This is a genomic window from Paenibacillus amylolyticus, assembly GCF_050990605.1.
Lineage (GTDB): Bacteria > Bacillota > Bacilli > Paenibacillales > Paenibacillaceae > Paenibacillus > Paenibacillus amylolyticus_H.
The window spans coordinates 6,551,999-6,565,472 of sequence record NZ_CP158832.1; the positions used below are offsets into that span (position 1 = coordinate 6,551,999).

Sequence of the window (13,474 nt, forward strand, 5' to 3'; positions counted from 1 at the left end):
CTATACACCCATGCCAGAGTGTACAGAATCCATGTTTAAAAGACACTTTAGTTCGATCTCCCAGGAGAATTCTTCATTATAATCTAGCAACCGACTTCGTAAAGGACCCCAATCCTTACAACTGCTAATGGAAAAAAGTATTACTCAGCTACAACTGCTTTGTCTGCATTAACTTGCAGGTCGCTCAGGTAAACGCCTGTTCCATCACCAATTGCATAGTTCATTACACGTTTGTTCACTGGTGCTACAACTGCACGATACAGTGTAGGGAATACAGGAACTTCATCTACCATGTATTGCTGCCATTGATTGTAGATCTCTTTACGCTTGTCTACATCAAATGCTTCTGCAGAGATACCTTGTGCCAGCAATTTGTCATTCTCTTCGCTGGAGAATCTGGAGAAGTTGTAGAGTGCATCACGGCCGTACAGACCAGATGGATCTACGTCAATACCAACGCCCCATGCGGCTTGATACACATCAATGTTCGGATCATCTTTACCTGTGTTACCTACACGGTCATAGAAGCTGTTGAACTCAACCATTTCCAGGTTTACTTTCAGACCAATAGCAGCCCATGATTGAACATAATAACGAGCCAATGGTTCAGCTGTGTCGCCACCAGTCATGGATACAAAGTTGATTTCGAGTGGTGTTCCATCCGGATTCGTACGGAATTCACCATCCAGTTTGTAACCAGCTTCGTCGAGCAATGCTTTCGCTGCTTCTGGATCATATGCTACACCCGGATTGCTGGAATCATGGAATTCTGGGTGAGACGGTGGAATCAGAGTTGTTGCATTCCAACGCAGGCCATTATAGAAACGTTTACCTACTTGATCGTTATCTACAGCCATCCACATTGCTTTACGCAAGTTTTTGTCGCCCATTTTTGCTTCGGCATTGCTTACAACTTTTCCGTTCTCTTCATCCCACGTACCCAGTTTGAAACCGATGTACGTATAAGCACGATCGATTGCGCCCAGGAATTCTACGTTGGACAGGTTCGCATTGTCTTTATATTGATCTGTCGGGAATGCATCCACAAGGTCTACCCCGCCAGACTTCAGTTCTTGAACAACCGTTGTCGGGTTGATAACTTTCAGAGTTACACTATCCAGTTTCGGAGCCCCACGCCAGTAGTCTTCGTTCTTAACAAAAGTTACAGACTCACCTGGAGTGATGACATCCACTTTAAATGGACCAAAACCAATTGGTTTTTCACGTACTTCTTTGGAAGAAGACATTTTCGCTACATCCATATCTCCGAAGATATGTTTAGCGAGTGGATACGTCCATACGCCACCTGTCAGCAGGGACGGAGTAGATTCTTTATACGTAATGCTGATTTGTTTGTCGCTCAGCACTTTAATACCAGAGATTGTTTTTGCTTTTCCAGCATGATACTCATCCATACCCACTATGCTAGTAAAGTTAGAGTCATAACGTGGACCATCATATGCTTTGTTACCGATAACTTCATAAGCAAATTGCAAATCTTCAGCCGTTACCGGCTTTCCATCATGCCAGTTTACATTGTCACGAATGGTCAGTGTGAACGTTTTGCCATCTTCGGAAGTCTCATATGTTGCAGCACCATCATTGGTGTACACATAGTCTTTATCCCAAGTTAGCAAACCTTCATCAAACCATTGAAGAACCTGTGAATCCGGGTTACCGGAATAGAAGTTAAAGTTCAGTGTACCTTCAAAAGCAGTATCCGATACAAGTCCGAATGTAATCGATCCACCCTCGATCGCAGTGCCTTCATTCGTTTTGACATTGTTGAAGTCTTCAATGGAGTAAACGCCCTCTTCATTAGCAGGTTTTTCCTCCGTTTTTCCCTCTTCTGTGTTGGAAGTTGGAGCCGGAGTAGCTGCTTCTTTCTCAGAGCACGCTGCGAGCACCAATACAAAGACCAACATCATCGTGAAAAATAGTCCCCGTGAAAATAATCCCTTTTTCATGAACCTTTCCTCCCTTTTTTTAACCTCTTCTTTGTCTTGCATCAGTCGCACGCTTTAGGGCTTGACCGACATTATTTATACTCAACATCAATACCAGAATCAGTACTGATGCGGGTAGCCATATCCACCATCTGGATTCCAGGGTTTGCGGATTACGTGCATAACTTACGAGTGTTCCAAGACTGGGCGTACTTTCGGGAAAACCAAACCCGAGGAAAGACAGCCCGGATTCGAGGCCAATGTTGGCAGCGAGATTCAATGTCATCGTTACGATGATAATGGAGCTCAGATTCGGAAGAACCTGTGAGAGCATAATCTTCAGATGAGAAGAGCCCAATGTTTTAGAAGCTTTTACATAATCCAGTTCCCGTTCCTGTAATGCTTTGGAGCGAATCAATCTGGCGATACCCATCCAGAGAAATGCCGTCATGATTAGAGAGAACGAGATGATATTGTATTTCGGTACTGCCGTAACAAACGCGATAACAATCATCAACATCGGAAGGATCATGAAGAAATCAACAACACGCATAAACAGGTTGTCTATCATTCCACCGAAATAACCGGATAAAAGGCCAATGAAGATACCTATGAAGCCAGTCATTAACGTTACGATAATTCCAATGGTCAGGGAGTTACGTGTACCGATGACCAGTTGGCCAAATACATCACGACCTCCATAGTCCGTTCCAAGCCAATATTTCGCGGATGGTGGTTCATATAAGGCAAACAGATCCACGCGTACGATATCATCCTGATTCAGGATGAGAGACGTGCCATATACCAGCAACATGACCAAGCCCAAGAAAATGAGCGAGATTAGTGCCACCTTATCTCTGACAAGCTCCCTCCATAAAATACTCAAGCTGGAGGGGCTTTTATCAATCTTTTGTGAAGTTACAACTACCTCGTTGGCCTTGCTCATCTTGTTTTCACCCCGAAATCTTCAAGTTCTTACTTGATCCGTATACGCGGATCTACAATTCCTAGAATTATGTCAGACAGCAATGCCCCGAGAATGGAAGCTACGCCATACAACAATACGAGTGCAGTCACAACGCTGAAGTCACGTAGTGAGATGGAACTCAGGAACAACTGCCCCATACCTGGATAACTGAATATACTTTCGATAAATACCGTACCCCCGATAAGTCCTGTAATCTCATATCCGAAGAACGCGGCGATAGGTAATAGTGAATTCCTCAAGATATGCCTGTTGTAGATCCGGGATTCCGAGGCGCCTTTGGCTCTGGCAGTAATAACGAATTCCTTATGTTTGATATCAATGATTTCACTACGCAAATATTGAACCGTAGATACCGTTGTAATCAGTGCCATGGATAGTGCTGGCAATAATAGATGATAGAACTTACTCATGACGTAGCTGAATGTGCCTGGTGTAAGTCCTGGGGCAACACTTCCTCCCGTCGGGAACCAGCCGAAGTGGAATCCGAAGATCCATACCATCACCAGTGCGAAGATAAACAATGGTGCGGCAAAGCCCAGGTAGGTGTATCCTGTGATCAACCGATCAGACCAGGTATCGTTGTAACGACCACTGATGATACCCAGTGGAATAGCGATCAGGTAAGTCAGTACAAGTGTCGCCAGTGCGAGCCAGAATGTGTTCGCTACACGCTGACCGATCAGGTCCGTAACCGGCATTTTGAATCGGAAGGATTGTCCAAAATCACCTTGGATGGCGTTTTTGATCCAGTCCCAATATTGCACGTACCAGGGATTATTCAATCCCAGTCTCTCTCGCTGGGCTTCCAATGCTTTGGGATCAACGCTTGGATCAAGCAATCCGGTTAGCGCGTCGCCCGGCATAGCCTTGGCCATCAGAAAGACCAAAAGACTTAGTAAAAAGATCTGAGGGATCATTATGATAATTCTGCGTACTATCGTTTTCCACATATGGCCTTCAACCTTTCTGAGGTAGAGCTACTCGGTGAGTATCGGAAATGGATTTGAGCGAGTATGCAAGCCCTTCCTCATCAAAGAAATTTCGGTATGAATGTTCATACTCGGATTTGACCTGTTGACGGAAGGCTACCATTTCCTCTCGTTTGGTTGGGTCCATATCCGGAATGGCTGCAATGAGACGTTTGGTATAGATGTGTTGCGGATTCTCAAAAATATCATTTGTTGTGCCCTGTTCCACATATCGACCTTTATACATAATTCCGATCTGATCACACATATGACGGATGATACCCAGATCGTGACTGATGAACAGATACGTCAGATTTAATTCTTTTTGGATTTCCTGCATGAAGTTGAGTACCTGAGCCTGTACTGATACGTCGAGTGCAGATACTGGTTCATCAGCGATAATGAGCTTCGGCTTCAGTGCAATAGCCCGTGCAATGCCGATCCGTTGACGCTGACCGCCTGAGAATTCATGTGGATATTTATAGATTGACTCCGGACTCAGACCAACCTTTTCAAGTAATTCTCTTACTTGTCTTTTCTCCTCGGTCGCTGTCAGACGCTCATAGTTACGAAACGGCTCAGCGATGATATCGATAACACGCTTCTTTGGATTCAGTGATGAATATGGGTCTTGAAAAATCATTTGTACATCCCGCTGAAGCTGCCTGTTCTTACGTCGCTCCGTAGCCAGATTTTTGCCGTTAAACAGAATCTTTCCGTCAGTGACATGATTTAGCCCGATAATGGCTCTGCCTGTTGTTGTCTTACCTGAACCTGATTCACCAACCAGACCATAAGTCTGTCCTTGTTCAATGGAGAAGCTAACACCATCAACAGCCTTTACACTGCCAATTTCCCGTTTAAGCAATCCGCCGCGAATCGGAAAGTGTATCTTGAGTCCTTCTACTTCGAGTAATGCCATTATGTTATTCCTCCTCAGCTTTGGTCAGGGAAATGAAAGTGCTGGTAACAGGTACACCGTACAAAGTGACCTGGTGCAATTTCATGCATCTGCGGGTTCTCTTCATGAGCCGATTCACTAATCCATGGAATTCGAGCTTTGAATCTGCACCCTTTGCGAGGAAGATTTTTGAGTGATGGTACGATGCCTTGGATGACATGCAATTTGGATCTTTCTTCAGACAGGGTGGGTATAGAATTCAACAGTGAGCGGGTATACGGATGCTTCGCATCGCTCATCAATGTGAAGATATCTGCGATTTCAACAATTTCGCCTGCATACATAACTGCTACGCGATCAGCCATCTCAGCTACGACACCCAGATCATGTGTAATCAGAATAATGCCTGCGTTAATTTCATTCTTCAGATCACGGATCAGCTCCAGAATCTGTAGTTGAATCGTAACATCAAGCGCCGTCGTTGGTTCATCGGCTATGAGTAGTTCTGGTTTGTTGGCAATCGCAATTGCGATAACAATTCTCTGTCTCATACCACCAGATAATTCGTGGGGATACTGCTTGTATATTTGTTCGGGACGTGGAATCCCTACCTGATTCAATAAGTGAATGACCTTTTCTCTCTTCTCTCTGGAAGACAGCTTGGACTGATGAAGAGTGAGAATCTCTTCAATCTGTTCACCAATAATCATTAGAGGATTTAGTGCGGACAATGGATCCTGAAAAATCATGCCCATTTCTTTGCCGCGTAGCTTGTTTAACTTGTTTGGGGAGATGTTGGCAATATCTTGTCCTTTATAGAGAATCTGGCCTTCAATTTTTGCTTTGTTATGCAAACCCATAAGAGAGAATGCAAAAGCACTTTTACCTGACCCGGATTCACCTACAATCGCCAACACTTCATTTTTCTTCACCTTAAGGTTAACGTGATCCACTGCTGCATAATAGTCATCTTCAATTCTGAATGATGTTGTTAGATTTCTGACTTCCAATAGCTCTGTATTCAAATCAATCACCCTAACCCCATAATTTCCGTAGATTGTATTCGTGTGTAGAGGAATGCATCCACTGTATATTCCCAAGTTCTTGAAGATAACGAACAATAGCTTATACAAAATACCAAATTGTTAGGAGAAACAAGTTTCAGAGACTTATATTTAGACCATTGGTCAATTAATGTTGATAATTCCTAGCGGAATTATATATCAAAATAATTAATGTAATCATACGTGTAATTTTAGCTAACGTCAATGCTTATTTTGAGATTTTTGGTATAAATGTTTTTTATAGTACAGATTTGGATATTAGTAATACTATAAAGGCATTTAGCAGGGAATTTGAGAGGCGTTATCTTGTTTTTGGCTGTGAGGTGTACATAGGCAATTAGTAAAAGTAACGTATACATAACATAATAGTTACATCTAGTGTATGTGTATGCTTTGATTTAAGTAGATATTCTTGATTTTGCGTGATGTAAATGTCATATATGTAAGTGGAGATTATATCTCGAGCTATACCTGAATTTTATTTAATCGGAGTCGTATGCTTACAATTGAAATGATATGCGTGATCAAAGTAAAAAATCTAGTTAATCTAGTATAGTTTTATTTATTTGCTAATGTAAAGACCAATTTGTCATCTTTTATCATTTATTTTACAAAAGAAAGAAAAAAGCCCTGCAAAATGCAGAGCTTGCCTAATATTTATTCATTTAAGTGTATATATAGTACCTTTTACTGAGAGTCAGGAGGCCTTTTACCACGTTTTAACTCATTGATACTCAAGCCAAAATCCATCTGCAAGTGAGGATAGTCCGGAAAGTTTGCCCAGTCTCCCCCCCAAGTGAAACCTAACTCTTTGGCGAGATCCACAACCTCCATCCAGTCTGCCTTGCCATTGCCGTTATCGTCACGTTCCATATCCCACACTACATCACCCTTAGGCGTCCTCAGTGCAAAATCAATAGCTAATCCATAGTTATGATATGACTCACCACCACGCGCATTCGTAACGATATTGCCTGCACTTGAGCGACCCTGGTTAAATAGAGCATCTTGCTCCTCGGAACTTCGGTAGCCGTGGGTGATCACAATCTCTATTCCACGTCTTGCTGCCTTACGTACCAATAATTTCTCATTCTCTGCTACCACAGGATGCAGGCCTGTGATCGGCACAGCTTCTTGGGTTGTTGTCCCGGGCCACACGTTATCTATATCCCCTTTTTGCTGTAACCATACATATATAATGGAAAGTAAAAGAGTAGCTATAATCCAGGTTTTCAGACTTCTCTTTTTTCTCTGTTTGCCTTTACGTTTTGATGTATTCATATCCACTCCTGGTGTTTATTCTGAAATAAACAGCTATTCCTGCTGCCTGAACCTTTTCAGTAGATTAGATTCTATTATAATTCATTTGAGCCTTGAATGCTTCTCCACCACAGTATTGGATTCTTCCATTTGTTAGAGTGGACCTGTTAGTTCTGTTACTTATATTGATATATACAAAAAAGCAGCCGGCTGTAAGCCGACTGCTTCGTATGCAAGCTGAGTAAAAACTACTCAGTTGTGTATGGCAATAATGCGATTTGACGGGAGCGTTTGATTGCAATCGTCAGCATGCGTTGATATTTAGCGCTAGTACCTGTTACACGGCGTGGCAAAATTTTTCCACGTTCGCTGATAAATTTACGAAGCAAGTCCGTATCTTTATAATCGATGTGAGTAATTTTGTTAGCTGTGAAGAAGCACACTTTACGACGTTTATTACGGCCGCCACGACGTGCCGGTCTTTTATCGTTGTCTCCGCCTTCTCTTTGCTTGAAGCCCATGCTTTTCAGTCCTTTCCTATCATGTAACCCATATCTCCTAAGAGTATCAGCTCATGTTAAAATGGCAAATCATCATCCGATATATCAATCGGTTTTCCGTCATCGGAAAAAGGATCCTGATTGTTGCTACGCGAATTATTGTTATTGTTCGCGCGTCCGCCGCCTCCATAAGAAGGCTCTTCACGCATTGGTTGTCCACCGCCGCCACCGCTATTATCACGGTTAGCTGACTCCAAGAAACGAACATTATCGGCAATAACTTCGGTCACGTATACACGTTTTCCTTCGTTATTCTCGTAGTTCCGTACTTGAATGCGTCCTTCGACTGCAGCCAGGCGTCCTTTGCGCAAATAGTTTGCACAGGTCTCGGCAAGCTGTCTCCAGGTTACGACCGGAATGAAATCGGCTTCCTTTTCTCCCCCTTGGCTTGTAAACGGTCTGTCCACTGCCAAAGTAAATTGCGTAACTGCTACTCCTGCTGGAGTGTAACGCAACTCAGGATCCCGGGTTAACCGGCCGATCAGAATGACACGGTTCAACAATGTAATCCCCTCCTTCAGAGCGTATTGGTGCGTTAATCACGAGTAGTCTTAAGCAGACTTAACGTCGTTGGTAATGAGATAACGAATTACTTCGTCAGAAATCTTCATGAGACGCTCAAGTTCAGTTACAACTGCTGGTTCAGCAGTGAAATGTACCAGAACATAAAAACCATCACGGAATTTCTTGATCTCATACGCAAGACGGCGTTTACCCATAACGTCGTGAGCTGTAACTTCACCACCGCCGTTGGAGATGATGCCTTGGAATTTATCGACTGTAGCTTGAACAACTTCTTGCTCAATGTCAGGACGAATAATGTACATCACTTCATATTTGCGCATAATTTTCACCTCCTTATGGACTCTGGCCCTCAATCCAGGTTGAGAGCAAGGAACGAGCACAAACTCGAACTATATTAATATAACAAATACCGAGTCAAAGTGCAAGCAAACGTTCCCTGTACATATTGGCACATGATCAGCCCGGCTATGGAGCACACTACAGAAGCAACAATGTAACATAATCTGCAGAGGAGGTTTTATCATGGGTGAAAAAACCGAGTTTGAACCAGGAGACAAAGCACCAAACGATGGAGAGTACACGGAAGTTGGGGAAAAAAGCTTTGTCACGGAAATTCAGAACCCCAAGCGGGTAACACTGCAAAAAGGTGAGGCTTTTCCCGAAACAAGCAATCATAATCGCAAGTGGAAGAAGCTGACCAAAGCCCGCGTTCATTGACTGCAATACTTTTTTTCGATCCATGTGTATATAAAACAGAATAAAGCACATAATACAATTAGGCGGTGCACGAGAGAGGTGTGGTTCCGTTGGACAACGAAGCCGATCATTCGCTGTTGGAGATTCATCACGTAATTTAAGAAGCAAGTGGTTAAGTGTAGTAAGGCCCTTCGTCTTAAGCACGCGTATTGCTACGTGCAGTACACCAGGTTTCTGATTGTTACGACCGATTGTTTCCTAACAAACAAATGCACCGCCGGATAAAGAGCCCTTTGGGGCTCTTTATTTTTCGTTTTAGTCATTAATGATGGATACGTGTTCTATACATATTCAATAAAACGTTATACAAAAAAAACTTTCCTAATGGAAAGTCTTCTTATCGATCTTTTTATTAAACTCAATGTGTATTGAGTAAGTTATAATTGAAGTGGCGGAAAGGGTGGGATTCGAACCCACGCACGCTGTGACACGCCTAACTGATTTCGAGTCAGCCCCCTTGGGCCTCTTGGGTACCTTTCCGCAGCAATATTGATTATAGCATGATCATTTACAGAACGCAACACTCATACGGAGCCTGCATGTAAACGTTATTATGCTTACTGTATACCAATTTATTGCAAGATCAGGATTCAATGGAATCTTCGGCTGAACGCAGTACCTTCTTCATGTTTTTCTCGAATTTCGCTCTTGGAATCAATACGCTATGTTTACATCCGACACACTTGATCCGAATATCCATACCCATACGAATGATCTCCATCTCATTGCTGCCACAGGGATGCTGCTTCTTCATCTGCACGATATCCCCAAGCTGGAAACTTTTACGCTCCACCTGTGCCATCCCCCTCATCTTTATCCAAAGCTACTGCCTGTTCCAATGCGGCTTGATTGCTCGTCTCATGATACTCCAGCGTTTTTTTCACATCGCCCTGAATCTGACGTTCCACAGAAGCACGAGAGTTAGGCATACATTCAGCCACAATTCGCACCACGTATTCAGATGTAGACATCGACTGTATACCGAGCACATCCGGCACCTTCACAATATTTAGATCACGCTCTTCAATCCCGACCAAAGACTTCTTCACCAGATGTACCGACTCATCGAGACTTAAGTCCGCCTTCATCGGAATATCCACTACAGCCAGCGAATTCGACATGGAGTAGTTCGTTACACTTGCAATCGTTCCGTTCGGGATAATATGCACCTCACCTTGCCAGCTGACCAGTTTGGTTGTTCTAAGTCCGATTACCTCAACCGTTCCCTTGTAGGTTCCCGTCTGAATAACATCCCCCACAGCGAACTGGTCCTCCAATATAATGAAGAAACCCGTAATAACATCTTTGACCAGCCCCTGAGCACCAAAACCAATGGCAAGCCCAAGCACACCGGCACTCGCGAGGAGCGGCCCAACTTGGATGTTGATCTCAGATAACAATAGCAGAATCATAATGAAATTACATGTTATGGAGGTCGCATTTTTCAACAGTTCCCCTACGGTTACGAATCTGCGCGGATTCACGCGAATCTTGCCTTCCTGCTTGCGTTCCATGGAACGATCTATAATTCGATATACCACCTTAATGACAATACGGGTAATGATAAAAATAATGATGATCCGGATTGAGCTGAACATAATATTAAGCCACATATCAGGATCTGCAATTTTGTTCCAGACTTTATCCGTCCAACGAAGGGCTTCACCAACGGCGGCGGCTGTACCACTAGATGTAGTCCCTTGAGCAAACTGAAATGGCAACATCCATCATGCCTCCTCTACATCGGTATGTTATCATAGCTGTCTTCTGTTTTAAAATAGAGGCCTCGGATCTCTACGAACTCGTTACGAATGATCTTCTGCACTCGCTCCAGATCCTCTTTTGGAAACTGGATACATAGGGCACACCCTGCTGTAATTTCTTTTGGCGTAGGGAACAAATCAATCTCTATCTCGGCAAACTCCAACAGCATTTCAGCACGCAGTGCCTGTTGGGTTGAATCAAACGCAATCAGCATCCAATCGTTAATCCATTCGTCCATGTCCGGCTCCTTTCACCTTACGTCCAACCCTAGAGAAAAAGCTTGTCCTCGTGAAGTATAAAACGCTCTACCTTTCCATATACTGTTACTACTATTCCAAGGGAAAGGATAGATCCTATGAATCCTACTTCGCGTTCCTTTTCATCACAAGACATGACCAGTTTGAAAATACCCCATACCGATCCAGGTATACACTCGGCCATTACCCATCGTTTAATGTTCCATCTCTATAAAGCCCATTCTCTGCAAAATGTAGTGATTGTCTGCATCGGCACAGATCGTTCAACAGGCGACTGTCTTGGTCCTCTGGTCGGATCAGCCCTTTCCAAGTGGGACAGCCCTTTATTCCATCTATATGGTACCTTGGATGAACCAGTCCATGCGATGAATCTTCAAGATACGCTCCACAACATTCAAAAAACACACCATAACCCTTATGTGATTGGCATTGATGCCTGTCTCGGACAATCATCCAGTGTGGGATGCATTCAAGTTGTGAATGGTCCACTCAAGCCAGGTGCGGGGGTAAATAAAGAATTACCGCCGGTTGGCGATATCCATCTGACAGGTATCGTTAACGTCGGCGGCTTTATGGAATACTTTGTTCTACAGAACACACGGCTCAGTCTTGTTATGCGCATGTCCGAGATTATATCCAGCAGTCTGTACTCGGCCATCCGGGAATGGCATACACGTTCTACTCTGCTTGCTGTGCCAGAGTAATAGCTTCCTTTTCCTCTGGGGACAGAGTATACGTCGACTCTCCCCCTTTAAGAGGTTTGGCATATACGTAAGAACCGTCACGGTTATATATCCCCGTAAGGATCATGCCATCCTGGCTATCATTAATCATAGCCATGGAGAAGCTCAGATCACTGCCACGCTCTCCATAAGCATTGTATCTTTTCACGCCAACTTTACCTTGAATGCGGGTCAGCTTTTGCATGACAACTTGCAGCTGATTCGTTTGCAGTTTGTGTTCATCCTCAATGCTGTCCATCTGAATTTTCAGATTGATCAGCAACGATTCCAGGTCCTCTACTCCACTGCCAGCCATCATGGCTTCATATTTACGTTTAAACTTTCGTAACTTCGCCCCTTGAGCAATACTCACAATCAGCAAGATCACCGTAAGTAATGCCATTCCGCCAATAATCCATAACAGCTGTTCCAGAATCAGCTCGTTTAATTCAGCCATGTAAGTGCAACTACCCCTCTATATTTTTGATCAGATTAACGTCTGTCCTGTAATATTATCATTCATTATAAATCAACCCGATATCCATAAGCTTAATCAAGCAACCCTGTATCAAATGAGTTCATCATTTCAACTCTAATCTAGTCTGCCCCAGTCAATTCCAACACTGCCTTAACGAGTGCTTCCACATGTTCTCTAGTTGAATTGTATCCCACACTTGCCCTTACTGCTCCGGTAGCAGTTGTACCCGCAGATTCGTGTGCAAGCGGTGTGCAATGAAAGCCGGAGCGAACCGCAATCCCATAATTCCGATCTAATCGGAATGCGAGTTGTGCGGAATCATATCCATCCACAGTAAAAGATACCAATCCAGTACGTGGCTGTCCAATCTCTGGACCAAGCATTCGAATCCCCTTAACAGCTGACAAGCCATCCATCATAAGTTGGGTTAGTTCCCACTCATGTTGGTAGATGGACGCTGGTGTCAGATCAAGTACATACTTCACACCCGCATTCAGCCCAGCAATCCCGACTGTATTCGGCGTCCCAGCTTCATACCGATCAGGACGCACCTTTGGCTGCTCCAGAGCTTCTGACTGACTTCCTGTTCCTCCATGAAGCAAAGGCTCTATATCGAGCTCTGGAGCCATGTACAAGCCCCCTGTACCCTGAGGACCAAGCAGTCCCTTATGCCCTGGAAAAGCCAACATATCAATGCCCAATTGTTGTACATTCACAGGCATAACCCCAGCGCTCTGCGCCGCATCTACCAATAAGATCGCCCGATGTTTACGACACTGGAGCGAAATTTCTCCAATAGGAAGAATACTGCCAAGTAGATTGGAACTATGTGTACATACCACCAATCTCGTATTGGAACGAAACATACGTTCCATTTGCATCAGATCAATGGCTCCTGCAGCATTAACAGGTACATAATCAATCTCTACATTTCGGAGTCTTCGCATGTACTCAAGTGGTCGTCTGACTGAGTTATGTTCAGCCATGGTGGCAATCACATGGTCGCCTTCTCTGAGCAAGCCTTGAATAGCTAGATTTAGCGCTTCAGTCGTATTCAATCCGAATGCAATATCATTCGCATTTTTGATTCCAAAAATATTGGATATGGATTTTCTCGCCTCGAACAATACACGACTTGCCTGAACAGCCATCCGGTGACTTCCTCTGCCAGGATTGGCTCCGGCAATCTCCAATGCACTCAACATCGCATCACCGACAGCAGGTGGTTTGGGCCAAGATGTTGCTGCATGATCTAGATAGATAACTCCCTCCACCTCACAACCAC

16 protein-coding genes and 1 tRNA gene are annotated in these 13,474 nt (G+C 43.9%); 2 read left to right on the forward strand and 15 right to left on the reverse strand.

The window, feature by feature from the left end; translation table 11 throughout:
• Positions 1-140: 140 nt before the first annotated feature.
• The 9 genes from ABTV53_RS28820 to rpsF all read right to left on the reverse strand — a co-directional run bounded on the left by ABTV53_RS28820 (position 141) and on the right by rpsF (position 8,532).
• Positions 141-1,967 (reverse strand): oligopeptide ABC transporter substrate-binding protein, encoded by a 1,827-nt coding sequence (locus tag ABTV53_RS28820; RefSeq protein ID WP_433749236.1) that lies wholly within the window; start codon positions 1,965-1,967, stop codon positions 141-143.
• A gap of 19 nt (positions 1,968-1,986) precedes the next feature.
• Positions 1,987-2,892 carry an ABC transporter permease gene (locus ABTV53_RS28825; RefSeq protein WP_433749239.1) on the reverse strand — a complete coding sequence of 302 codons (906 nt, stop codon included), beginning with the start codon at positions 2,890-2,892 and terminating at the stop codon, positions 1,987-1,989.
• A gap of 29 nt (positions 2,893-2,921) precedes the next feature.
• Positions 2,922-3,884 carry an oligopeptide ABC transporter permease gene (opp4B, locus tag ABTV53_RS28830; protein ID WP_036611942.1) on the reverse strand — a complete coding sequence of 321 codons (963 nt, stop codon included), beginning with the start codon at positions 3,882-3,884 and terminating at the stop codon, positions 2,922-2,924.
• A gap of 7 nt (positions 3,885-3,891) precedes the next feature.
• Positions 3,892-4,824, reverse strand: coding sequence for an ABC transporter ATP-binding protein (locus ABTV53_RS28835; RefSeq protein WP_433749243.1), 933 nt, complete (start codon positions 4,822-4,824; stop codon positions 3,892-3,894).
• 14 nt (positions 4,825-4,838) lie between these two features.
• Complete coding sequence (locus tag ABTV53_RS28840; protein WP_433749246.1) at positions 4,839-5,828, reverse strand: ABC transporter ATP-binding protein; 990 nt, start codon at positions 5,826-5,828, stop codon at positions 4,839-4,841.
• Between the two features lie 726 nt (positions 5,829-6,554).
• Complete coding sequence (locus tag ABTV53_RS28845; protein ID WP_433749249.1) at positions 6,555-7,148, reverse strand: M15 family metallopeptidase; 594 nt, start codon at positions 7,146-7,148, stop codon at positions 6,555-6,557.
• Positions 7,149-7,375: 227 nt separating this feature from the next.
• On the reverse strand, positions 7,376-7,648 hold the full coding sequence (gene rpsR, locus ABTV53_RS28850; protein WP_017691433.1) for a 30S ribosomal protein S18: 273 nt from the start codon (positions 7,646-7,648) through the stop codon (positions 7,376-7,378).
• A gap of 56 nt (positions 7,649-7,704) precedes the next feature.
• Entirely contained in the window at positions 7,705-8,190 is a 486-nt protein-coding gene (gene ssb, locus ABTV53_RS28855; RefSeq protein ID WP_017691432.1) for a single-stranded DNA-binding protein, read from the reverse strand.
• Between the two features lie 48 nt (positions 8,191-8,238).
• The gene (rpsF, locus tag ABTV53_RS28860; RefSeq protein WP_036611944.1) at positions 8,239-8,532 is read right to left on the reverse strand and encodes a 30S ribosomal protein S6; all 294 of its coding nucleotides are present in this window, start codon (positions 8,530-8,532) and stop codon (positions 8,239-8,241) included.
• A gap of 202 nt (positions 8,533-8,734) precedes the next feature.
• On the opposite strand from rpsF, the gene ABTV53_RS28865 reads away from it, so the two are divergent.
• A complete protein-coding gene (locus ABTV53_RS28865; RefSeq protein WP_036671877.1) occupies positions 8,735-8,929 on the forward strand; it encodes a YjzC family protein in 195 nt (64 codons plus the stop codon).
• A 428-nt stretch (positions 8,930-9,357) separates the two neighbouring features.
• On the opposite strand, the gene ABTV53_RS28870 is transcribed toward ABTV53_RS28865, so the two are convergent.
• From ABTV53_RS28870 to ABTV53_RS28885, 4 genes are all read right to left on the reverse strand, one after another.
• Positions 9,358-9,448: transfer RNA gene (locus tag ABTV53_RS28870), tRNA-Ser, on the reverse strand.
• 103 nt (positions 9,449-9,551) lie between these two features.
• Positions 9,552-9,761, reverse strand: a complete 210-nt coding sequence (locus ABTV53_RS28875; protein ID WP_433749252.1) for a DUF951 domain-containing protein — start codon at positions 9,759-9,761, stop codon at positions 9,552-9,554.
• Positions 9,751-10,692: a mechanosensitive ion channel family protein gene (locus ABTV53_RS28880; protein ID WP_433749255.1), complete on the reverse strand. Its 942-nt coding sequence runs from the start codon at positions 10,690-10,692 to the stop codon at positions 9,751-9,753. Before ABTV53_RS28880 ends, ABTV53_RS28875 begins: the two co-directional genes overlap by 11 nt.
• Before the next feature lie 14 nt (positions 10,693-10,706).
• On the reverse strand, positions 10,707-10,970 hold the full coding sequence (locus tag ABTV53_RS28885; protein WP_017691427.1) for a DUF3343 domain-containing protein: 264 nt from the start codon (positions 10,968-10,970) through the stop codon (positions 10,707-10,709).
• Between the two features lie 117 nt (positions 10,971-11,087).
• Between ABTV53_RS28885 and yyaC the strand changes: the two genes are divergently transcribed.
• On the forward strand, positions 11,088-11,693 hold the full coding sequence (gene yyaC, locus ABTV53_RS28890; RefSeq protein ID WP_036611957.1) for a spore protease YyaC: 606 nt from the start codon (positions 11,088-11,090) through the stop codon (positions 11,691-11,693).
• On the opposite strand, the gene ABTV53_RS28895 is transcribed toward yyaC, so the two are convergent.
• Together ABTV53_RS28895 and ABTV53_RS28900 are read right to left on the reverse strand one after the other, a co-directional pair.
• Positions 11,668-12,168, reverse strand: coding sequence for a DUF4446 family protein (locus tag ABTV53_RS28895; protein WP_307540945.1), 501 nt, complete (start codon positions 12,166-12,168; stop codon positions 11,668-11,670). The genes yyaC and ABTV53_RS28895 overlap by 26 nt on opposite strands.
• Positions 12,169-12,308: 140 nt before the next feature.
• Positions 12,309-13,463 (reverse strand): aminotransferase class V-fold PLP-dependent enzyme, encoded by a 1,155-nt coding sequence (locus tag ABTV53_RS28900; RefSeq protein WP_433749258.1) that lies wholly within the window; start codon positions 13,461-13,463, stop codon positions 12,309-12,311.
• Between the last annotated feature and the right edge of the window lie 11 nt (positions 13,464-13,474).